This is a genomic window from Agrobacterium sp. 6Ca8, from assembly GCF_055382765.1.
On the sequence record NZ_AP026433.1, the window covers coordinates 993339 to 1013010 of the forward strand.

Consider the following 19672-nt stretch of genomic DNA (forward strand, 5'->3'; position numbering starts at 1 on the left):
ACAGGAACCTTCTCCCCAGCTGCTGCGCTGCATTGTCCTTGTCTTCATGCTTTGTTAACCCGTTGGGTCAGGCCTTTTAAAAGACGGGTAGGGAAGCATGCTGGCGACCGCAGAGGTGATTTCAGCCGACAAGCCGGAAAAGCGCATCAAGGATCGCGCTGCGACCGAAAAGGCGATTTTTGAGGCGGCCCGGTCGCTTCTGGCCGAAGAGGGCTTTCAGGGTTTTGGCATCAATGCCGTTGCCCGCCGCGCCGGATGCGACAAGCAGCTGATCTACCGTTATTTCGGCGGTTTGGAAGGGTTGATCGAGGCGATCGGCGAGGATCTCGGATCCTGGGTGAAGGACCGTATTCCTGAAGATACCGGCGGCATGTTCCTGTTGACCTATGGCGATCTCATGGAAAAGCTGGCGCTTTATTTCATGGATGCGCTGCGCAGCGATCCTCTCGTCTGCAAGATCATTGCCTGGGAAGTGTCGGATGGCTCGCCGCAGGTCAGGCAGCTTGCCGAAGCCCGTGCCAAATCGCTTGGCAAATGGCTGGAGCGCATGCGCGGATCGCTGGCAGCACCCAAGGGCGTAGATACCGCAGCCGTCAATGCCGTGTTGTTCGCCGCCATCCAGCATCTCGTGATTTCCGCCGCCACCAGCGGCCAGTTCGCCGGCGTGCCGTTGAAGTCGGACAAGGACTGGGACAAGATTGCAACCGCCGTCAAAAGACTGGTGCGCGGCGTTTACGGCTGAGCGCGGCGTAACGAGCCGGGCGAGACGGTCGCCTTAACAAAATCGGCCGTTATTTGACGAAAAATCAACCATGTTTTCAGTGGTCCGGCAACCTTGCGGCATCGCATGCCGTTGGCTTCGTGAGGGGTGTTTTCCACAGCCGGACCGGCCACCGTTAACCATACCGACAGCTTTCATTTGCTTAGCCATGGCTACCGGTCCAGTGTGAATTAACAAAATGTTAACCATGCGCAATGACTGCGTATAAGGGAGCCGCAAGTGAGCCGCTGGACAGCTTTGGGCGTCATGATGACGTTTTTTGCTATGCTGCCGTTGGATATTGACGCGCCAGCGTTTAACCTTTGCCTGATGGCTCTGGTGCGCTGGGCGGTGCTTGCTGGCATTCCCGATACGATTTTCACGCGGGAGCAGACTGCATGAAGTGGTTTTTGATCCTCTGGGCCGGTCCCGTTGCATTGCTCGGCAGCTGGTACTGGCTATCCTATTACGACTTGAGCTTCGGCTTCTTCATGCTGACGCGCCAGACGCATGATCTGGTATTCCAGATTTACGGCAATATCCTCGGCCTGCCGCCGGAAAGCCTGCCGCCGCTGGTCGCGCGCGCCATAGCGGTCGACAGCCTGATCGTTTTTGCGATCCTTGCTTTCCGCAAGCGAAAACAGATTGCCAATTGGTGGCAGGGACGTCAGCCCGTTGCGCGGGCGAGTGCCGAAAGCCTGTCCAGCGCGCCCTGAAGAATGAAGCTTGCGGCTGCCGAATCGATGCGTTCGGCCCGTTTGGCGCGTGAGACATCCATTTCCAGAAGCACACGTTCGGCGGCGACCGTTGAAAGCCGTTCATCCCAGAAAATGAAGGGCAGGGCGGTTTTCTCCCCCATGGTACGAACGAAGGCGCGTGTTGCCTGCGCGCGTGGTCCGGCCGATCCATCCATGTTTATGGGCAGGCCGATGATGAAAGCGGATACTTTTTCCTTTTCGGCAAAGGCCAGCAGCACCTCGGCATCCCGAGTGAATTTGACCCGTTTGATGACGGGGCGCGGCGTGGCGAAGCGCCGCGACAGGTCCGACATGGCAAGTCCGATGGTTTTCGTCCCAAGGTCGAGGCCCGCAATCGCCTGTGCCGGCTGAAGCGTTTCCGCGAGCTCCTCGATGGTAAGTATCGCCATGTCGTACGCTGTCCCTTATCTTTTGCGGACGAATTCGGTGCGCAGCACCAGACCCTTAACCGTCTCGTGCCTGCAATCGATTTCTTCCGGATTTCCGGTCAGGCGGATCGATTTGATGACAGTGCCCTGCTTGATGACCGTATTGGTGCCTTTGACCTTTAGATCCTTGATCAGCGTTACCTGGTCACCATCCGCAAGCACGTTGCCTGCCGCATCGCGCACTTCGTTCGCGCGCGAAGCTTCTGCGGCCAGCTCGGACGCAGGCCGCCATTCGCCGGTCGCCTCGTCATACACGTAATCGTCATTATCCGCGGCCATTGTCGCCTCTCTGAAATATCGGTAGTGCGGTTGTTCAAGCCGTCCTATGTCATAATATACGGGCAATACAAAGGAGAACTTCCCATGAAAATCACCTGGCTCGGCCATTCCGCCTTCCGCCTTGAAAACGGCAGCGCGAAGATCCTTATCGATCCGTTTTTCACCGGCAATCCCGGTTTTGCCGGACAGGATGCGAAAAGCGCGGCTGAAGGCATCACCCATATTCTCCTGACCCACGGCCACGGCGATCATGTGGGGGATACCGTCCAGCTTGCTCGCGAAACGGGCGCGACGGTGCTTGCCAATGCCGATCTCGCCGCTTGGCTTTCCACCAAGGGCGTGGCGAAGGTCGATATGGGTAATACCGGCGGCACGGTACATTTCGACGGTTTTTCCGTAACCTTCACCAATGCGCTGCATTCATCCGCCCAGATCACCGAGGATGGAGTTTCTCATTCACTCGGCAACGCCAATGGACTGATGCTGCATTTCGAAGACGGTCCGGCCGTCTATCATATGGGCGATACGGATATTTTCTCCGACATGAAGCTCATCAACGAATTGCACCAGCCGGATATCGGTCTCGTGCCAATCGGCGACCGCTTCACCATGGGTGGTGCGGTGGCTGCACTCGCCTGCCAGCGCTTTTTCAAATTCGCCAACGTCATTCCCTGCCACTACGGTTCCTTCCCGATCGTTGACCAGACGCCGGAGAAGTTCGTGGCCGGCATGGAAGGCTCGGATGCGCGCGTCCACACGCCGAAGCCGGGTGAAATACTGTCCTTCTGACATTTTGCTGACGCATGTCGCTACAGCAAAACCGCTACACAGTTTTACGCGACATGCTTTCTACCGTTGCGAATGGCGGACATGGTGATTATAGCGGTTAGGAAAATTCTGACCGGAGTAGAACCATGTCCGTCGATCTAGCCACCGTAAAGCGCGTTGCGCGCCTTGCCCGTATCGCTGTTACTGAAGACGAAGCACAAAATATGCTTGGCCAGTTGAACGGCATACTCGGTTTCGTGGAGCAGCTTTCGGAAGTGAATGTTGACGGCGTCGAGCCGATGACCTCCGTTACCCCCGTGGATATGAAAAAGCGTGCCGACGTCGTCACCGACGGCAACAAGGCGGAAGACATCGTCGCCAATGCGCCTGCTACAGACCGGGACTTCTTCATGGTTCCGAAAGTGGTCGAGTAATCCGACCGCCGTTTGCCGCCCGATTTTTTCAAGATTTCGAAAGCCGTTGCCGACCATGACCGACCTGACGAGCCTGACCATTGCCGAAGCCCGCGAAAAGCTCAAGGCGAAAGAGTTTTCCGCCCTCGAGCTGACCGACGCCTATATTGCCGCCATCGACGCCGCCAACGGCGCGCTGAACGCCTATGTTGCCTTGACGCCTGAAAAAGCGCGCGACATGGCGAAAGCCTCCGATGGCCGCATCGCCGCAGGCGCGGCGGGCGAGCTGGAAGGCGTTCCGCTTGGCGTGAAAGACCTTTTCGCCACCCGTGACGTGCACACGCAGGCGTGTTCGCATGTTCTCGATGGCTTCAAGCCGAAATACGAATCGACCGTCACCCAGAACCTTTGGGACCAGGGCGCCGTCATGCTCGGCAAGCTCAACATGGACGAGTTCGCCATGGGCTCGTCCAACGAAAGCTCCTGGTACGGTCCGGCCATCAACCCCTGGCGCGCCAATGGCTCCGAGCAGAAGCTGGTGCCCGGTGGTTCCTCCGGCGGTTCGGCCGCAGCCGTTGCCGCGCATCTGTGCGCCGGCGCCACGGCAACCGACACCGGCGGCTCCATCCGCCAGCCAGCTGCCTTTACCGGCACCGTCGGCATCAAGCCTACTTATGGCCGTTGCTCGCGTTACGGCATCGTTGCTTATGCTTCCTCGCTCGATCAGGCCGGCCCGATCGCCCGTGACGTGCGCGACGCCGCTATCCTGTTGAAGACGATGGCGAGCGTTGACGCAAAGGATACGACCTCCGTCGACCTGCCGGTGCCGGATTACGAAAAGGCCATCGGCCAGTCGCTCAAGGGCCTGAAGATCGGTATCCCCAGGGAATATCGCGTCGATGGCATGCCGGAAGAAATCGAAAAGCTCTGGGCAAAGGGCGTCGAATGGCTGCGCGATGCCGGTGCCGAAGTGGTCGATATCTCGCTGCCGCACACCAAATTCGCGCTTCCTGCCTATTACATCGTCGCGCCCGCGGAAGCTTCGTCCAACCTCGCTCGTTATGACGGCGTACGTTACGGCCTGCGCGTGGACGGCAAGGACATTGCCGACATGTACGAGAAGAGCCGTGCAGCCGGTTTCGGCAAGGAAGTGCAGCGCCGTATCATGGTCGGCACCTACGTGCTTTCAGCCGGTTATTACGACGCCTATTACCTGAAGGCGCAAAAGGTCCGCACGCTGATCAAGCGCGATTTCGAAAACGTCTTCCATGAGGGCGTCGACGCCATTCTGGCGCCGATTACCCCGTCATCCGCCTTCGCTGTCGGTGATGAGGAACTCGCTTCCGATCCCGTGAAGATGTACCTCCAGGACGTCTTCACCATCACGGTCAACATGGCCGGTCTTCCTGGCCTCTCGGTGCCTGCCGGCCTGGACGGCAAGGGCCTGCCGCTCGGCTTGCAGCTCATCGGCAAGCCTTTCGAAGAAGAGACGCTCTTCAAGACGGCGCATGCCATCGAGCAGGCTGCCGGCAAGTTCACCCCCGCCAAGTGGTGGTAAGCGGCTGAACAAAAGCTCTATAATTGTCACGGGCGGCATCAAGTGCCGCCCGTTTGTTTTTATCGATTGTCCAGCTCACCCCGTACGAGTTCCAAGCCACGCGTCGTGATGCGGTAAGGCTTGCCGCCTGACGAGGCGATGGCTCTCTTCCGTTTCAGTTTGCGGAAGGTGAGGAGATCGAGGCCGCTGAAAATCCAGCCGTCGCGCGTATAGAGCGCGAGTTTTTCGATTTTGTGATGGTCGTCTCGAACGAGTTCGATGCTGCCGCCCTGGGCGAGCAGGTGAAGAATGCGCTGTTCGGCGCGGGAAATGTCCATTGTCGGAAATCCGGTCGGCGTCTTCTAGACGCATGAAAACAAGTCCGGGTGCCGTTAAGGCATCCAGGTCGGTTTCATCATGGCCCGGCGCGCAAGAAACTTGCGGGCAGGGCCGTTACCGGGACTCCGATTGAGCGAACATAAAAGCTCCTTGTTTGCTCTTTTTGGTTAGCGGGCGAGACCGGTGCGGTCAAGTCCGGCGCGTGTCACCGACCGGTGCCTTCGCGATGTGTTCGGCCTGGCTTGCCGTCCGGGTGGCGGAGTCTAGCGGGGCGGTTGCCAGATGGGCGGCACGGGAACATTTCAACGAGGCGATTTCCTATTTCTGGATCGATGTGGATACGACAAATTGTCGAGACGTTGTAAGCGGTTCGATGAGAAAGCCATTAACGCAGAGCGAATGGATTAAGCCGCAGTGGCAGGATTCGAACCCGCAACCTCTTGCCCGGCAAGGGGTAAATCTTGTCGTAGAAAGCAAGTGCGCTATCCATTGCGCTACACCGCGACATGCCGTCTCAGGCACGTTCGAGATATACCCCGACTGCGTTCTACGATGTTGACGCAGATTTGTTATTTTTCCGAAAAGCGGGTCGATAAATTCGCCCGACGTTTCTGTTGCCCGACTTCTATCGCCAGTTTCAACCTTTGCTGCTCATGGTCTAGCAATTCATCCATATATGATTGTCTTGTCGATGGGCTTATTTGGCTTGCCCAAACCAAATGAGGTCCATGGGTGAGAGTTGCCTTTTCCCGTTGCTCTAAAACGTCGACGAGACGTAATGCTATTTGGCTCTCAGAAAACTTATCCCACTCACGAGCGGACATCATTTTTCTCCAGAATTCTTCAGATTTTGAGAGCTCCTTAATACGCTGCTTCACGTCAGCAAAGTTATCGGCCTCTCGCTCTCGCATTCCTTCATCGCTGTTCTCGTAGCGAGAAATTATCTCGTCCCGATCTATCTCCACTCTCAGTTCACTACGAGCAAATCTGTTTATCGCTCCCGCCAAGCTCTCATCGGATATGCCACTCGCGAGTTCAAATATCAAACTGCATAGAATTGAGAATGATGACCCGGGTGTCGTGACAAATTCGGGTGACTGAAATTGAAGGGAAAGGCGGTATGCGCACTCTACGATGTGGGTCCGCCCTTTGTTGTCTCCTACATAAAACGCTGTCCCGCCATTCTCATCCTCATAACGAGTCAGCTCGGCGGCAAAACGCAACACCTTTAGTTCTCCGCGCAACTCCTCGATGTGACGGATTGGATAATAGGTGCTGTCATTCAATACTTGATGCAGCGCAGTTTTGTGGTGTGCATATTGAATGTCGATATGACGAGCGGCTTGATCGAGTAGGCTCTCCAACTCATTAGTTTGAGTTATCAGGGTGTTAATGTCACGTAGGATTTTCTTTCGCTTCTTACTTGAGTATTCAGACACCATGACCGACGGATAGTCCCGGCAACAGTCATTTATTTGATGAACGGCCGAACTGATATTGGCAAAATCTATCAAATCTAAAATCTGGACAATGGATGGGAGTAAGTCCTGCAGTCTAGCGATGAAGATTTTTCTCTCGTTGATGATTGTTGTAAGATCACTTTGATTTATTTTTGCGCTGATGAAATCTAAGAGATGTTCATCTGGCAGATATTGACCGGCTGTTTCAGAGAGGGAGCTGGCCACGGCACGACGCTTGTCAGTAAACAAGCCGTCCGTAATTTGATTTAGAGCGTCGAGCATCAGATTGTGGGGAATTTTCTCCCCTGATCGGAGATAAGGAAAGATTCTTTGAAGCACAGCCTTTTCTCGCCATTCCGTTCATAACAACAACCAAGAATGTTAGCCTCGAACCTTCAAGCCATGAAGAGGGATTCTAATAAAAAAGGTAGACATCGTTACTTCATGGGAGTCTTCGCTCTAAGTGTGTTTTTTAAGGCTCCTTAGTCGATCACAGGCACACGCTGGTACTCATCAAGGCCGCACTGGCCGAATCGCGCGACCGATGCTTTACTTCGGTCGGCCATGGAGGGTGCGGCTTGATCGTCATTCGCAATGCGCAGGAGCAGGAAGCGGAGGTTCTGGCAGCCATCGGCCTCAGGGCGTGGCGGCAGGCCACAACGGCGCTCGGCATTACCGCGACGCTTTACGATAACGCAGCCAGTGCCTTTTCCAATTTCACCCGCTCGTCCTGGCTTGCCATCCGCGTGGCCGAGTTCGGGGGCGCGGTTGCCGGATGGGCGGCACGGGAACATTTCAACGAGGCGATTTCCGATTTCTGGATCGATCCGGATTTTCAGCGCAGGGGTATAGGCAGCCTCCTGCTTGCGGATATCGAACGGCAGATATTGCAACGTGATTTCGAAACCATCCGGCTTGAAACCCATGCGCAGAACGAACCGGCGGTCGCCTTTTTCCGTCATCACGGTTACAGCGTCCACTGGCTCTCCGTCTCCTATGCGCCGAAGCTTGATCGCGACGTGCAATCCGTCGGCCTGCAAAAACAGCTGGTCGAGGTCGAGAGCGGCCTTTATGGGCCGGGGTTCTGAGAGAGCGTCTGCAGGCCGGTTACAAGCCGTATCGGCCAGTCCGGCATGATGGCAAGGGACACGACAAGGCCCACCTGTAAAATTACGATGGATATCAGGATGCTGCGGAAGGGTTCCTTGCGGGTCTTGTGGCGCAGCAGTTGTTGAGCCGAGACTGCGCCCAAGCTGCCGCCAATGAAAGCAAGCAATAACAGAGTACTTTCCCGAATGCGCCAGCCACCGTTTCTTGCCGCCTCCTTGTCCCACCAATAGACAAGAAAGACGAAAAGATTGAAGGCCATATAGGTCATGAAGTAGAGAGCGATCATGGTCATGACGTGAATTGAAACTGAGAACCGTAAAAAACGCGTATCCGGTTTCGGCGAAAATCCGGTGCCTGGCGCGACAGGGTGCAAGATGTCTTGCGCCCGCGCTCCATTTGTTCTACCCACCAAGGCCAAAGAACCCGTATATCGTGAGCTTCATATGACCCTTGTAGACGTGCGCACCCCCGACCCGAAACGCTTCATTCCCGGCGCCACCGGCGATTGGGAAATCGTGATCGGCCTGGAGGTGCATGCGCAGGTTCTCTCCAATTCCAAGCTGTTTTCCGGCGCTTCGACCACTTTCGGCAATGCGCCGAACTCCAACGTGTCGCTGGTGGACGCCGCCATGCCCGGCATGCTTCCCGTCATCAACGAGGAATGCGTCAAGCAGGCGGTGCGCACCGGTCTCGGCCTGAAGGCCAAGATCAACAACCGTTCGATCTTCGACCGCAAGAACTACTTCTATCCGGATTTGCCGCAGGGCTACCAGATTTCGCAGTTCAAGGACCCGATCGTCGGCGAGGGCATCATCACGATTTCGCTGGGTCCGGATCGTCAGGGCAATTTCGAGGACATCGAGATCGGCATCGAGCGCCTGCATCTGGAGCAGGACGCCGGCAAGTCCATGCACGACCAGCACCCGACCATGTCCTTCGTGGACCTGAACCGTTCGGGCGTGGCGCTGATGGAAATCGTCTCCAAGCCCGACATGCGCTCGTCGGATGAGGCAAAGGCCTATCTCACCAAGCTGCGCTCCATCGTGCGTTATCTCGGCACCTGCGACGGCAACATGGACGAAGGCTCGATGCGCGCCGACGTCAACGTCTCCGTGCGCCGTCCCGGCGAAGGTTTCGGCACGCGCTGCGAGATCAAGAACGTCAACTCCATCCGCTTCGTAGGCCAGGCCATCGAATATGAGGCGCGCCGCCAGATCGCCATTCTCGAAGACGGCGGTGTCATCGATCAGGAAACTCGCCTGTTCGATCCCGGCAAGGGTGAGACGCGTTCCATGCGCTCCAAGGAAGACGCGCATGACTATCGCTATTTCCCTGATCCGGACCTGCTGCCGCTCGAATTCGACGATGCTTTCGTCGAGGCGCTGAAGGTCGATCTGCCGGAACTGCCTGATGACAAGAAGGCCCGTTTCGTCGCCGATCTTGGCCTGTCGGTCTACGACGCCTCGATCCTCGTTTCGGAAAAGGCGATCGCCGATTACTACGAGTCGGTTGCTGCCGGCCGCGACCCGAAGGCCGCCGCCAACTGGGTCATCAACGATCTTCTCGGTGCGCTGAACAAGTCAGGCAAGGACATCGAGACGACGCCGGTTTCTCCCGAACAGCTGGGCGGCATTATCGATCTCATCAAGGCAGAGACCATTTCCGGCAAGATCGCCAAGGATGTGTTCGAAATCGTCTGGAACGAGGGCGGCAACCCGGCCGAAATCGTCGAGACGCGCGGCATGAAGCAGGTGACGGATACCGGCGCCATCGAAAAGGCTGTGGACGAGATCATCGCCGCCAACCCAGATCAGGTCGAGAAGGTGAAGGCGAAGCCGGCGCTTGCCGGCTGGTTCGTCGGCCAGGTCATGAAGGCGACGGGCGGCAAGGCCAACCCGCAGGCCGTGCAGGCGCTGGTGAAGGCCAAGCTCGGCATCGAGGACGAGTAAGCGGACGCTGCTTCCCGTGCCTGTACAAAGGCATTGAAGTAGCAAGTTCTCATCCGTCATTCTCGGCATAAGCCCGAGGATGACGTCGAGCACTGGGACTGACATTGATTTATGCCGGGATCACGCCCGGCATTTCTGTTTCGAGACGGAGCAAACATCATGTTTTTTATACGCACGGCAAGCCAGCGCGATATCGAGCCGGTCCGGGCGCTTCTGGCTACCACCTGGCATGCGACCTATGACGCGATCTACGGCGCAGACAAGGTGAAGGAGCTGATTGCCGCATGGCATTCGCCACAGGCCATGAAGGACCGCATCGAGAAAAAGGGCGGCGAATTTCTGGTGGCCGATAATGGCCGGCAGATCGGCGGTATGGCTTATGCTTCCATGTCTGCGAAATTGAGCAAGACAGCCCTGTTGCACCAGCTTTATGTCGGGCCCGAATTCCAGCGTCAGGGGGTCGGCCGCGATCTCTTCGCCGAGCTTGAAACCTGCTTTCCGGATGCGGAAATCATGCGTCTGGAAGTGGAGCCCAAAAATACTGTCGCAATAGCCTTTTATGAAGGCGTCGGATTTAGCGAGGTTGACCGAATCGAGCGCATGGCGGGTATCGATGGTTTTCCCGGTATCGTCATGGAAAAGAGCCTGAAACGATGAATGCGACATTAGATACGCTGATAATCCGCGCGGCACGGCAAGAGGATGTTCCCGCACTCGCGGCCATCTATGCCGCTGACGAAATCGGAGGCCACGGCGATACGGCCGACGAATCGGCGCTGCCGGACTATCTCGCAGCCTTCCGCGATATCGAGGCGTCCCCCACCGAGACGCTTTACGTGGCGGAACTGGACGGCGAGATCGTCGGCACTTTCCAGACGGCCATCCTGACCAAGCTTATCGGGCGCGGCGCCAAATCCATGGTGATTGAAGCGGTGCAGACGCGGCCCGACATGCGCGGCCGTGGCATCGGTGCGGTCATGATCAACTATTGCCTTGATGAAGCGCGCGCCAAGGGCATGAAAGCCGTGCAGCTCACCTCCAACGTGGCGAGGCTCGATGCCCATCGCTTTTACGAGCGGCTGGGTTTCGAGAAGCGGCATTTCGGTTTCAGGATGAAGCTGAAATAGCGCGGATATATCGGGAAATACTGGACAATCGCCGTGAGGGGCGGCATAAGCTTGTCTTGTGCCGTGCACGGAAAATCGCTGCGGCGCATTCAAGCCCGAGGAACGCATAATGAAGACTCTCCTGACGCAAATCTTCACCTGGTGGAACGGCCAGACGATCGGAACGCGGTTTCACACCTGGCGTTTCGGCAAGAAGGTCGGACAGGACGAGTTGGGCAACACCTATTACGAAGGCGGCACCACCTCCTGGGGCATGCCGCGCCGTTGGGTGATCTATAACGGTTATGCTGAAGCTTCGGCCATTCCGCCCGGCTGGCATGGCTGGATGCACTACCGCACCGACGTGCCGCCGACCCAGGAAACATACGTTCCCCGGGAATGGCAGAAGGCGCATCAGGCCAACCTTACCGGCACATCCAAGGCCTATCGCCCACAGGGATCGCTGGCGGTCGCAGGCGAGCGTCCACGCGTAACCGGCGACTACGACGCCTGGACCCCCGGCAACTGAGCAGGGGAAAAATGAGCATTGCGATGCGCGGTGTTGTGCAAAACGCCGCGCTTGGCACACGACCTCACCGGTTTTTGCCACATTCCGCCCTTACGCGTTGATCCGGTCGTCGTCCCGACACAGGCAATTTTTTGGAGACATATCGTATGAGGATATTCACGCGGGATCGTTCTTTGCGTGCGCTGACAGTCTCGCTGTTTGCAGCGATCTCTGCTGTCATCCTCGTATCGCCCGTCTCCGCCGCCCGTCTTGAAAACCGCGTGGCAGTGTTTTCCGGCATCGACAAGATCACCGGCCGCATTACGTCTTTCGATGTCTATATCGACGAAACGGTTCAGTTCGGCGCGCTCCAGGTGACGCCTAAGGTCTGTTACTCGCGCGACCAGACGGAAGCCCAGAAGATCGATGCTTTCATCGAGGTGGATGAAATTACTCTCGACCGCAAGATAAAGCGGATTTTCACTGGCTGGATGTTCGCCGACAGCCCCGGCCTCAATGCCGTCGAGCACCCGATCTACGACGTATGGCTGACTGGCTGCAAGCAGGACTCCGAAGTTCCCGCTCCCTCAACGGCAAGCAAATAACGTTACGTTATGATTTTTAGAATTGCAGGTCTGGCTGGTTGACGGCCTGATCGAGCATTTTCGCGTATTGCTGCTTCGGCACGTCGATCGCGCCGAATGTCTTCAGATGCTCGGTGGTGAATTGAGTGTCGAGCAACACGAAACCGCTTGCTCTCAGCCGCTCCACCAGATGCACGAGGCAAATTTTCGAGGCGTTGGTGCGGCGGGAAAACATGCTCTCGCCGAAGAATGCGGCCCCAAGCGATACGCCGTAAAGTCCGCCGACAAGTTCCTTGCCATCCCACGCCTCGACACTATGGGCATGGCCGATCTGGTGCAGTTCGGTGTAGAGTTTGCGAATTGTGGCGTTGATCCAGGTGCTCGGCCTGTCCGGCGCTTCAGCCGCACATCCTGCCATCACCGCTTCGAAAGCGGTATTGAAGCGTATCTCGAACGGCTTCTTGCGCATCGCCTTGGCGAGGCTTTTGGAAATGTGGAAATCGTTGAGCGGAATGATGCCGCGTATTTCCGGCTCGACCCAGAAAAGCTCGGGATCGTCAGCCGAATCGGCCATCGGAAACAGGCCGGCGGAATAGGCGCGCAGCAATATATCGACGGTTATGCCGTTATTTTTGCTGCGCCGCCCAACCATATCTCTTAGTGAGACGCATCACCGGCCAGGTATTTTTCCAGCCAGTGAATGTCGTAATTGCCGCTGAGGATATCTTCGTTCTGAAGAAGATCCTGGAAAAGCGGGAGCGTGGTCTTGATGCCGTCGACGACGAACTCGTCCAGTGCCCGGCGCAGACGGCGGATGCATTCGTCACGGTCGCGACCGTGAACGATAAGCTTGCCGATCATGCTGTCGTAATAAGGCGGGATCTTGTAGCCCTGATAGGCACCCGAATCGACGCGCACGCCAAGGCCGCCCGGCGTATGGAAATAGGTCAACGTGCCGGGGGAGGGAACGAATGTGCGCGGGTCCTCGGCATTGATACGGCATTCGATGGCATGGCCATGGAATTCGATATCCGACTGCGTGACCGACAGGCCCTGTCCCGAAGCAACCCTGATCTGTTCCTGCACGAGGTCCATGCCGGTGATCGCTTCCGTGACTGGATGTTCCACCTGAAGACGGGTGTTCATTTCAATGAAATAGAACTCGCCGTTTTCGTAAAGGAACTCGATGGTGCCGGCACCGCGATATTTCAGCTTGCGCATGGCGCTTGCACAAATTTCGCCGATATTCATGCGCTGTTCAACGGTGAGGGCCGGGGAGTTCGCCTCTTCCAGCACCTTCTGGTGACGGCGCTGCAGCGAGCAATCGCGTTCGCCAAGATGAATGGCGTTGCCTTCCCCGTCGCCGAAAACCTGCACTTCGATATGACGCGGCTTGCCGAGGTATTTTTCCATATAAACGGCGTCGTTGCCGAAGGCAGCTGCCGCTTCGGAGCGGGCCGTCGAGACCGCCTCGTCGAGATCCGCTTCCGTCTTCGCCACCTTCATACCGCGACCGCCGCCACCTGCCGTCGCCTTGATCAGGACCGGGAAGCCGATCGTCCGGGCGATTTCGAGCGCATTCTCGGGCTTCACTTCGCCGTCGGAGCCGGGAACCACGGGAATACCGAGTTCCTGTGCCGTCTGCTTGGCGGTGATCTTGTCGCCCATAAGGCGGATATGCTCTGCGGTCGGTCCGATGAAGGTAATGCCGTGCGCGTCGAGGATATCGGCGAACTTGGCGTTTTCCGACAGGAAGCCGTAACCGGGGTGAACGGCGTCCGCACCGGTGATTTCGCAGGCCGCAACGATCTGGTGGATGTTGAGGTAGCTGTCACGCGAAGGCGGCGGGCCGATGCACACACTTTCGTCGGCAAGGCGCACATGCATGGCGTCCGCGTCTGCGGTGGAATGCACGGCGACTGTCGGAATGCCAAGCTCCTTGGCAGCGCGCAGGACGCGCAGCGCAATCTCGCCGCGGTTGGCTATGAGGATCTTCGAAACCATGCTGAACCGCCTTTATTCGATGACCACGAGAGCTTCACCATACTCCACGGGCTGTGAGTCGTTGACGACGATTTCCACGACCTTGCCGGACTTCGGAGCCGGAATCTGGTTCATGGTCTTCATGGCTTCGACGATGAGGATGGTCTGGCCTTCCTTGACGGTCGCGCCCACTTCGACGAACGGACGTGCGCCCGGAGCAGGCGACAGGTAAACCGTGCCGACCATTGGCGAGGTAACGGTATTGGCCGGGTTGCGGGCAGGTGCTGCGGCGACCGCAGGTGCTGCCGGAGCGGCAACTGCCGCCGCTGCAGGGGCTGGCGCCGGTGCTGCGTAACCGGTGGGCGCTGCGGCATATACCGTGGTGGGCGGAGCGGCGCGGGAAACGCGGATGCGCAGGTCTTCCTGCTCCACTTCGATTTCCGAAAGGTCGGTATCGTTGAGGATATTCGCGAGCTCGCGGATCAGTTCCTTGTCGATACCCTGTTTCTTTTCAGACATGACAAACCCTATTCTTTGTTTCTTTTTATGCCGTGATGTTCTTCAGCGCGTGAAGCGCCATGATGTAGCCATATGGTCCGAAACCGCAGACCATGCCCTTCGCGGCGGGCGATACCATCGATTTGTGACGGAATTCTTCCCGCGCGTGGATGTTGGAAATATGCACTTCCACGACGGGCGTGGAAATCGCACGAATGGCGTCATGCAGCGCGATCGAGGTGTGGCTGTAGGCGCCGGGATTGATGACGACACCTGCCGCTCTCTCTCCCGCCTCATGCAACCAATCCACGAGCACGCCTTCGTGGTTGGACTGGCGGAATTCCACAGCGAACCCGAGATCTGCACCAGCAGCAAGACAATCATTCTCGATGTCTTTCAGCGTCTTGCCACCATAGATACCCGGTTCCCTTTTTCCCAGCATGTTGAGATTGGGGCCGTTGATGACGATGATGATGTTGCCCATTCGTGTTTCCATAAGAAAATCAGCGACACCTATAGACTGCGCAGCCTTCAAGGAAAAGCCCCCGAAAGCCGTAAACAGCCGGCAGGCCCGGCATCCACAGGGAATGCAGCGGCTTTTTGCGGAATCAGGAGCAGGTGGCTTTTCCGCAGCTGCGCATATTGGCGATTTTTTCCTTCAAAGGGTCCGCACCAACAGCGCCGAAAACAGCCTCGTTGCCGACGATATAGGACGGTGTTCCTGTTATGCCGAGGCTGTTGGCGAGCTTGTAGGTTTCCTGCACCTGCGCGTCGTTGGGGTTTTCTGCCATCGATTTGCGGATGTCGGCCTCCTTGAGACCGAGCGACGTCGCGACTTCCATGGCGCTGTCTTCATTCGCCCGTCCGCGGCCGCCCAGCAAGGCGCGCTGGAATTCGGGATATTTGGCAGGTGCGAGCAGCTTGACGGCGTTGGAGACCCGATGCGCGGCGACCGATTCCGGCCCGAGGATCGGGAATTCCTTGAGCACGACGCGTACTTTCTTGTCCGTCTTCAGAATATTGTCCATGTCGCCCATGGCGCGTTTGCAATAACCGCAATTGTAATCGAAGAACTCGACCAGCGTGACGTCGCCGTCCGGATTGCCGAGCGCCAGATCATATTTCGATTCGAAGATGGTCTTCTGGTTGTCGGCCACGGCTTCCGCCGCCTTGGCGTTGCGGGTCGCATATTGCTTGCGTTCAAGCGCGTCCTGAACTTCAAGCATGATCTCGGGGTTCTCGATCAGATATTGCTTGATGAACTCGCCCATTTCCTTCTTCTGCTTGTCATCGAGGGCATAGGCGGGCAGAGAAGCGAAAGCCATGGAAAGGGCCGTTACGCTGGCGAGAAGGGTTGAACGGAGAAGATGCGCCATATCGGTCCTCATACTGTGCGGCCAATGCCTCATGAATGTTATGATGCAATTACCTTACTTTAAGCCAAATGCCATACGCCAAAAATAGTTGTCCGCATTATGGTCGCACGATTGTGAAGCGTGTGATTCTGGGGCAAGTCTCTGAAATACGGTTCAGGAAAGAGCATGCCCTTGATAACGATGTCGAAGCGGAGCGCAGTAGAACCCTTTCACGCCATGGATATTCTGGCGGAGGCGAACCGGCGACGGCAGGCGGGACGCCCCGTCATTTCCATGGCGGTCGGCCAGCCTTCCCATCCCGCACCGAAAGCCTCTCTGGCGGCCGCGCAGGAGGCGCTGAAGCATGGGCGGATCGGCTATACCGATGCGCTGGGCCTGCGTGAATTGCGCGAAGCGATAGCCGGCCACTACCGGCTGCGCCACCAGGTTATAGTCGATCCGGCGCGCATTGCCGTTACCACCGGGTCTTCTGCCGCTTTCAACCTCGCCTTCCTCAGCCTTTTCGATGCCGGTGATCATGTCGCGATCGCAAGGCCCGGTTATCCCGCCTATCGCAATATCTTGAAAGCGCTTGGCCTCAATGTCGTGGAAGTGCCGGTAACGGCGGAAACCGGCTATACGCTGACGCCTGCCAGCCTCGAGCGGGCGGAGACGAGGGCGGGCTGCAAGTTAAAGGGCGTGCTCCTGGCAAGCCCGGCCAACCCAACCGGCACGGTCACCGGCCGCGAAGCGCTGAAACGGCTGGCAAACTATTGTGAAAGCCGGGATATCGCCTTCATTTCCGACGAGATCTACCACGGCCTGACTTTCGTCGGCGAGGAAACGAGCGCGCTCGAACTCACCGACAATGCCGTCGTCATCAATTCCTTCTCGAAATATTATTGCATGACCGGCTGGCGCATCGGCTGGATGGTCCTGCCGGAAAATCTCGTCCGTCCGGTCGAATGTCTTGCTCAGAGCCTGTATATTTCACCGCCGGAACTATCCCAGCTGGCGGCAACCGCAGCCTTTTCGGCGGCGGAGGAACTGGACGTCTACCGGGAAAGCTACCGCACCAACCGCGATTTCCTGATGACGCGCCTTCCGGAAATCGGCCTGCCGCTGGCGTCTCCCATGGATGGCGCATTTTACGCCTATGTCGATACCAGCCGCTTTTCCAATGACAGCATGGATTTCGCCAAACGCATGCTGGCGGAAATCGACGTGGCGGCGACGCCCGGCATGGATTTCGATCCAGAGGAGGGCCACAGGGCGCTGCGCATTTCCTATGCGGGTTCGGTGTCGGATATTGCCGAGGCCGTTGGGCGCATTGCTGGTTGGCTGAAATAAGCCCTCGGTTCTTCTCCCCTTGGCGGGGATCAGGCGGGCGAATAACCGAAGGTGCTGGCAAAGGCCTTTTCACCCTTTGTGGTGAAGGTCAGCACGCGCCCGTTTCCTTGCCGCAGCCAGTCGCGCTGCTGCATGGCTTTCAGAAGCGATGCGCCGAGCCCGCCGCCGAGGTGGTGACGACGTTCGCTCCAGTCCAGGCAATGCAGGCAAACCGGGCGCCTTGCCTTTTCCAGCGGCGAAATATCAATGCCGAAGCTCGAGAAGAAACCCCGCCCGCTATCCGTAAGTGCGGGATCGTCGCCTGATGTCACGAGACCTTTTGCGGTGATGGTCGAAAGCAGTGCCACGCCGCTTTCTCCGGCCAGATGATCGTAACAGATGCGCGCCTCGCGAAGCGCGGTGTCCTTTGGTCCGGTACGCACGCGCACGGCCCCTGTGCGCTGCGCAAGTCCCATCAGCGCTTCAAGAACCTGCGCCACATCCGCGTCGGAAAGCCGGAAATAGCGATGTCGCCCCTGTTTTTCCGCTTTGAGCAATTGGGCGTCGGAGAGTTTTGACAGATGCCCGCTAGCGGTCTGCAGTGTCACGCCGGCGGCTTCGGCAAGCTCGCTTGCCGTCAGCGCGCGTCCGTCCATCAGCGCCGTCAATATGTTGGCGCGGGCGGGGTCGCCGATCAGGGCGGCGACATTTGCGATCAAGGGTCCGTCTTTCATAATTCGATGATAGCCGAAGCATTGATGTGAGGCAATGGCGTAGACAGGGAAGGCAGAACACGAGGAGACCGACGATGCTGACCTGTTTCATCCGTTACGAGATCAACCCCTTCAAGGTCGATGCTTTCGATCAATATGCCCGCAACTGGCGTGAAGCGATACCGCGCTGCGGCGCCGATCTGATCGGCTATTACGCACCGAAAGAGGGATCGAGCACTATTGCCTACGGCGTCTATAACATCGAAAGCCTTGCCGCGTACGAAGCCTACCGGGCGCGACTTGCCGCCGACCCGGCAGGGCGGGAAAACTATGAATTCGCCCGGCGCGAGCAATTCATCCGCCGTGAGGACAGGCTGTTCCTGAGGCTGGCATCTGCGCCGCATGGCGGGGGCGGACGATGATCGCCGTCATCTTCGAGGTTTGGCCGGCTGAGGGCGAAAAACAGCATTATCTCGATATTGCCGCCAGCCTGCGCGCCGAGCTCGAAACCATCGACGGATTCCTGTCCGTCGAACGCTTTCAGAGCATCAGCAATCCCGACAAGATGCTTTCGCTGTCATTCTTCAGGGATGAGGAGGCGGTGAAGGCATGGCGCAACACCGCGTCGCATCGCGCAGCACAGTCGCTGGGACGGTCCGGCGTCTTTTGCAATTACCGCCTGCGTATCGCCACCGTGATGCGGGACTATGGTTTGAAGGAGAGGGAGGAGGCCCCGACGGACAGCAGGCAGGTCCATGCGGCGGATGATCAAGTGCGGCGTTGACGGGCCTTCAGATCAGTTTTTCTTCAAGCCGGTCCAAGGCTTTCTGGTTCGAACTCGCTGCCAAAACCCGCTATAGATGGAGCGGGTTATGGATGGAGAAGGGCTGCCACGCGGCGGTCCGCCCGATTGGACATGGAGAAAAGAACGATGTCGGCAGAAAAAGTGGCGATTGTGACGGCAGGCGGCAGCGGCATGGGCGCGGCCGTGGCGAAACGTCTAAGCGCTGATGGTTACAAGCTCGCGATCCTGTCGTCCTCCGGCAAGGGAGAGGCGCTGGCGAAGGAACTGGGCGGCATCGGCGTTACCGGCTCCAACCAGTCCAACGACGATCTCAATCGACTGGTGGAGCTGACGCTCGAAAAATTCGGCCGTATCGACGTTCTCGTGAACAGTGCAGGCCATGGCCCGCGCGCCTCCATCCTCGATATCACCGATGAGCAATGGCACACGGGTCTCGATGTCTACCTGATGAACGTCATCCGCCCGACACGGATTGTGGCTCCATTCATGGTGAAACAGAAAGCCGGGTCGATCATCAACATCTCGACTGCCTGGGCTTTCGAGCCGAGCAGCATGTTCCCGACTTCTGCAGTGTTCCGCGCCGGCCTTGCTTCCTACACCAAGATTTTTTCCGATACCTATGCGGCCGACAATGTGCGCATGAACAATGTTCTGCCCGGTTGGATCGATAGCCTGCCAGCCACGGAAGAGCGCCGCCAGGGTGTGCCGATGCAGCGTTACGGAACGAGCGAGGAGATAGCCGCAACCGTTGCCTTCCTCGCCTCGGAAGGTGCGGGTTACATCACCGGCCAGAACATCCGCGTCGATGGTGGTCTGACACGGTCTGTTTGACGATTGGCATATCGGGCTTCCGTCACCCCGGACTTGGTCCTTTGCCAACGCGGTCAAGTCGTTGATCGGGAGAGATTTCTTTCACGGCGCAGACGCGCCGTGGCTGGATGCCGGATCGATTACGGCGTGAGATAAACCTAACATCCGCTAACAAAGCAA

Annotated in this window: 27 protein-coding genes, 1 tRNA gene and 1 pseudogene; 17 read left to right on the forward strand and 12 right to left on the reverse strand. The window is 57.7% G+C overall.

Features of this window, described 5'->3' with window-relative positions:
* Positions 1 to 97: 97 nt before the first annotated feature.
* The 3 genes from ACZ5A6_RS04950 to ACZ5A6_RS04960 all read left to right on the forward strand — a co-directional run bounded on the left by ACZ5A6_RS04950 (position 98) and on the right by ACZ5A6_RS04960 (position 1476).
* Positions 98 to 742, forward strand: coding sequence for a TetR/AcrR family transcriptional regulator (locus ACZ5A6_RS04950; RefSeq protein ID WP_003512728.1), 645 nt, complete (start codon positions 98 to 100; stop codon positions 740 to 742).
* 258 nt (positions 743 to 1000) lie between these two features.
* Entirely contained in the window at positions 1001 to 1162 is a 162-nt protein-coding gene (locus tag ACZ5A6_RS04955; RefSeq protein ID WP_013635969.1) for a hypothetical protein, read from the forward strand.
* Positions 1159 to 1476 (forward strand): DUF6105 family protein, encoded by a 318-nt coding sequence (locus tag ACZ5A6_RS04960; protein ID WP_003512730.1) that lies wholly within the window; start codon positions 1159 to 1161, stop codon positions 1474 to 1476. Before ACZ5A6_RS04955 ends, ACZ5A6_RS04960 begins: the two co-directional genes overlap by 4 nt.
* Here ACZ5A6_RS04960 and ruvX read toward each other — a convergent pair.
* Both ruvX and ACZ5A6_RS04970 read right to left on the reverse strand, forming a co-directional pair.
* On the reverse strand, positions 1428 to 1907 hold the full coding sequence (ruvX, locus tag ACZ5A6_RS04965) for a Holliday junction resolvase RuvX (RefSeq protein WP_003512731.1): 480 nt from the start codon (positions 1905 to 1907) through the stop codon (positions 1428 to 1430). The genes ACZ5A6_RS04960 and ruvX overlap by 49 nt on opposite strands.
* A gap of 15 nt (positions 1908 to 1922) precedes the next feature.
* Entirely contained in the window at positions 1923 to 2225 is a 303-nt protein-coding gene (locus tag ACZ5A6_RS04970; protein ID WP_025593281.1) for an alkylphosphonate utilization protein, read from the reverse strand.
* A gap of 84 nt (positions 2226 to 2309) precedes the next feature.
* On the opposite strand from ACZ5A6_RS04970, the gene ACZ5A6_RS04975 reads away from it, so the two are divergent.
* From ACZ5A6_RS04975 to gatA, 3 genes are all read left to right on the forward strand, one after another.
* Positions 2310 to 3014, forward strand: coding sequence for a metal-dependent hydrolase (locus ACZ5A6_RS04975; RefSeq protein WP_003512733.1), 705 nt, complete (start codon positions 2310 to 2312; stop codon positions 3012 to 3014).
* Positions 3015 to 3139: 125 nt separating this feature from the next.
* Positions 3140 to 3427, forward strand: a complete 288-nt coding sequence (gene gatC / locus ACZ5A6_RS04980; protein WP_003512734.1) for an Asp-tRNA(Asn)/Glu-tRNA(Gln) amidotransferase subunit GatC — start codon at positions 3140 to 3142, stop codon at positions 3425 to 3427.
* A 55-nt stretch (positions 3428 to 3482) separates the two neighbouring features.
* Positions 3483 to 4964 (forward strand): Asp-tRNA(Asn)/Glu-tRNA(Gln) amidotransferase subunit GatA, encoded by a 1482-nt coding sequence (gatA, locus tag ACZ5A6_RS04985; RefSeq protein ID WP_174061444.1) that lies wholly within the window; start codon positions 3483 to 3485, stop codon positions 4962 to 4964.
* A gap of 59 nt (positions 4965 to 5023) precedes the next feature.
* On the opposite strand, the gene ACZ5A6_RS04990 is transcribed toward gatA, so the two are convergent.
* The gene (locus ACZ5A6_RS04990) at positions 5024 to 5281 is read right to left on the reverse strand and encodes a YjhX family toxin (RefSeq protein WP_003512746.1); all 258 of its coding nucleotides are present in this window, start codon (positions 5279 to 5281) and stop codon (positions 5024 to 5026) included.
* 233 nt (positions 5282 to 5514) lie between these two features.
* Here ACZ5A6_RS04990 and ACZ5A6_RS04995 point away from each other — a divergent pair.
* Positions 5515 to 5622: pseudogene (locus ACZ5A6_RS04995) on the forward strand (GNAT family N-acetyltransferase); the annotation flags it as partial.
* A gap of 69 nt (positions 5623 to 5691) precedes the next feature.
* Here ACZ5A6_RS04995 and ACZ5A6_RS05000 read toward each other — a convergent pair.
* Both ACZ5A6_RS05000 and ACZ5A6_RS05005 read right to left on the reverse strand, forming a co-directional pair.
* Positions 5692 to 5786 (reverse strand) — tRNA-Arg (locus tag ACZ5A6_RS05000).
* 65 nt (positions 5787 to 5851) lie between these two features.
* Complete coding sequence (locus ACZ5A6_RS05005; protein WP_141566653.1) at positions 5852 to 7081, reverse strand: hypothetical protein; 1230 nt, start codon at positions 7079 to 7081, stop codon at positions 5852 to 5854.
* A gap of 239 nt (positions 7082 to 7320) precedes the next feature.
* On the opposite strand from ACZ5A6_RS05005, the gene ACZ5A6_RS05010 reads away from it, so the two are divergent.
* Entirely contained in the window at positions 7321 to 7830 is a 510-nt protein-coding gene (locus ACZ5A6_RS05010) for a GNAT family N-acetyltransferase (RefSeq protein ID WP_003512748.1), read from the forward strand.
* Here ACZ5A6_RS05010 and ACZ5A6_RS05015 read toward each other — a convergent pair.
* Positions 7812 to 8144 carry a DUF1294 domain-containing protein gene (locus ACZ5A6_RS05015; protein ID WP_174061443.1) on the reverse strand — a complete coding sequence of 111 codons (333 nt, stop codon included), beginning with the start codon at positions 8142 to 8144 and terminating at the stop codon, positions 7812 to 7814. The genes ACZ5A6_RS05010 and ACZ5A6_RS05015 overlap by 19 nt on opposite strands.
* Before the next feature lie 151 nt (positions 8145 to 8295).
* Here ACZ5A6_RS05015 and gatB point away from each other — a divergent pair, with 151 nt between their 5' ends.
* The 5 genes from gatB (at position 8296) to ACZ5A6_RS05040 (ending at position 12020) form a co-directional block, all read left to right on the forward strand.
* Positions 8296 to 9801 (forward strand): Asp-tRNA(Asn)/Glu-tRNA(Gln) amidotransferase subunit GatB, encoded by a 1506-nt coding sequence (gene gatB / locus ACZ5A6_RS05020; RefSeq protein ID WP_003512750.1) that lies wholly within the window; start codon positions 8296 to 8298, stop codon positions 9799 to 9801.
* 159 nt (positions 9802 to 9960) lie between these two features.
* Positions 9961 to 10458: a GNAT family N-acetyltransferase gene (locus tag ACZ5A6_RS05025; protein WP_174061442.1), complete on the forward strand. Its 498-nt coding sequence runs from the start codon at positions 9961 to 9963 to the stop codon at positions 10456 to 10458.
* Positions 10455 to 10928 (forward strand): GNAT family N-acetyltransferase, encoded by a 474-nt coding sequence (locus ACZ5A6_RS05030; protein ID WP_112152854.1) that lies wholly within the window; start codon positions 10455 to 10457, stop codon positions 10926 to 10928. The genes ACZ5A6_RS05025 and ACZ5A6_RS05030 overlap by 4 nt, the downstream gene beginning before the upstream one ends.
* A gap of 109 nt (positions 10929 to 11037) precedes the next feature.
* A complete protein-coding gene (locus tag ACZ5A6_RS05035; RefSeq protein ID WP_003512753.1) occupies positions 11038 to 11436 on the forward strand; it encodes an NADH:ubiquinone oxidoreductase subunit NDUFA12 in 399 nt (132 codons plus the stop codon).
* Between the two features lie 146 nt (positions 11437 to 11582).
* Positions 11583 to 12020: a DUF2155 domain-containing protein gene (locus ACZ5A6_RS05040; protein ID WP_003512756.1), complete on the forward strand. Its 438-nt coding sequence runs from the start codon at positions 11583 to 11585 to the stop codon at positions 12018 to 12020.
* A gap of 16 nt (positions 12021 to 12036) precedes the next feature.
* On the opposite strand, the gene aat is transcribed toward ACZ5A6_RS05040, so the two are convergent.
* The 5 genes from aat to ACZ5A6_RS05065 form a co-directional block, all read right to left on the reverse strand.
* Positions 12037 to 12651 (reverse strand): leucyl/phenylalanyl-tRNA--protein transferase, encoded by a 615-nt coding sequence (gene aat, locus ACZ5A6_RS05045; RefSeq protein ID WP_003512757.1) that lies wholly within the window; start codon positions 12649 to 12651, stop codon positions 12037 to 12039.
* A 5-nt stretch (positions 12652 to 12656) separates the two neighbouring features.
* Positions 12657 to 14003 (reverse strand): acetyl-CoA carboxylase biotin carboxylase subunit, encoded by a 1347-nt coding sequence (accC, locus tag ACZ5A6_RS05050; RefSeq protein ID WP_174061441.1) that lies wholly within the window; start codon positions 14001 to 14003, stop codon positions 12657 to 12659.
* A 12-nt stretch (positions 14004 to 14015) separates the two neighbouring features.
* Complete coding sequence (gene accB / locus ACZ5A6_RS05055; RefSeq protein WP_003512759.1) at positions 14016 to 14501, reverse strand: acetyl-CoA carboxylase biotin carboxyl carrier protein; 486 nt, start codon at positions 14499 to 14501, stop codon at positions 14016 to 14018.
* Between the two features lie 25 nt (positions 14502 to 14526).
* On the reverse strand, positions 14527 to 14964 hold the full coding sequence (aroQ, locus tag ACZ5A6_RS05060) for a type II 3-dehydroquinate dehydratase (protein ID WP_019565501.1): 438 nt from the start codon (positions 14962 to 14964) through the stop codon (positions 14527 to 14529).
* A gap of 124 nt (positions 14965 to 15088) precedes the next feature.
* Entirely contained in the window at positions 15089 to 15856 is a 768-nt protein-coding gene (locus ACZ5A6_RS05065; protein ID WP_174061440.1) for a DsbA family protein, read from the reverse strand.
* Positions 15857 to 16027: 171 nt separating this feature from the next.
* Here ACZ5A6_RS05065 and ACZ5A6_RS05070 point away from each other — a divergent pair, with 171 nt between their 5' ends.
* The gene (locus tag ACZ5A6_RS05070; RefSeq protein WP_025593298.1) at positions 16028 to 17185 is read left to right on the forward strand and encodes a pyridoxal phosphate-dependent aminotransferase; all 1158 of its coding nucleotides are present in this window, start codon (positions 16028 to 16030) and stop codon (positions 17183 to 17185) included.
* A gap of 29 nt (positions 17186 to 17214) precedes the next feature.
* Here ACZ5A6_RS05070 and ACZ5A6_RS05075 read toward each other — a convergent pair whose 3' ends face one another.
* Positions 17215 to 17898 (reverse strand): ArsR/SmtB family transcription factor, encoded by a 684-nt coding sequence (locus ACZ5A6_RS05075; protein WP_174027544.1) that lies wholly within the window; start codon positions 17896 to 17898, stop codon positions 17215 to 17217.
* A gap of 74 nt (positions 17899 to 17972) precedes the next feature.
* On the opposite strand from ACZ5A6_RS05075, the gene ACZ5A6_RS05080 reads away from it, so the two are divergent.
* From ACZ5A6_RS05080 to ACZ5A6_RS05090, 3 genes are all read left to right on the forward strand, one after another.
* The gene (locus ACZ5A6_RS05080; protein ID WP_464111058.1) at positions 17973 to 18299 is read left to right on the forward strand and encodes an NIPSNAP family protein; all 327 of its coding nucleotides are present in this window, start codon (positions 17973 to 17975) and stop codon (positions 18297 to 18299) included.
* Positions 18296 to 18661 carry an antibiotic biosynthesis monooxygenase family protein gene (locus tag ACZ5A6_RS05085; protein ID WP_174061439.1) on the forward strand — a complete coding sequence of 122 codons (366 nt, stop codon included), beginning with the start codon at positions 18296 to 18298 and terminating at the stop codon, positions 18659 to 18661. The genes ACZ5A6_RS05080 and ACZ5A6_RS05085 overlap by 4 nt, the downstream gene beginning before the upstream one ends.
* A gap of 147 nt (positions 18662 to 18808) precedes the next feature.
* Positions 18809 to 19513 (forward strand): SDR family oxidoreductase, encoded by a 705-nt coding sequence (locus tag ACZ5A6_RS05090; protein ID WP_065704664.1) that lies wholly within the window; start codon positions 18809 to 18811, stop codon positions 19511 to 19513.
* Positions 19514 to 19672: the final 159 nt, after the last annotated feature.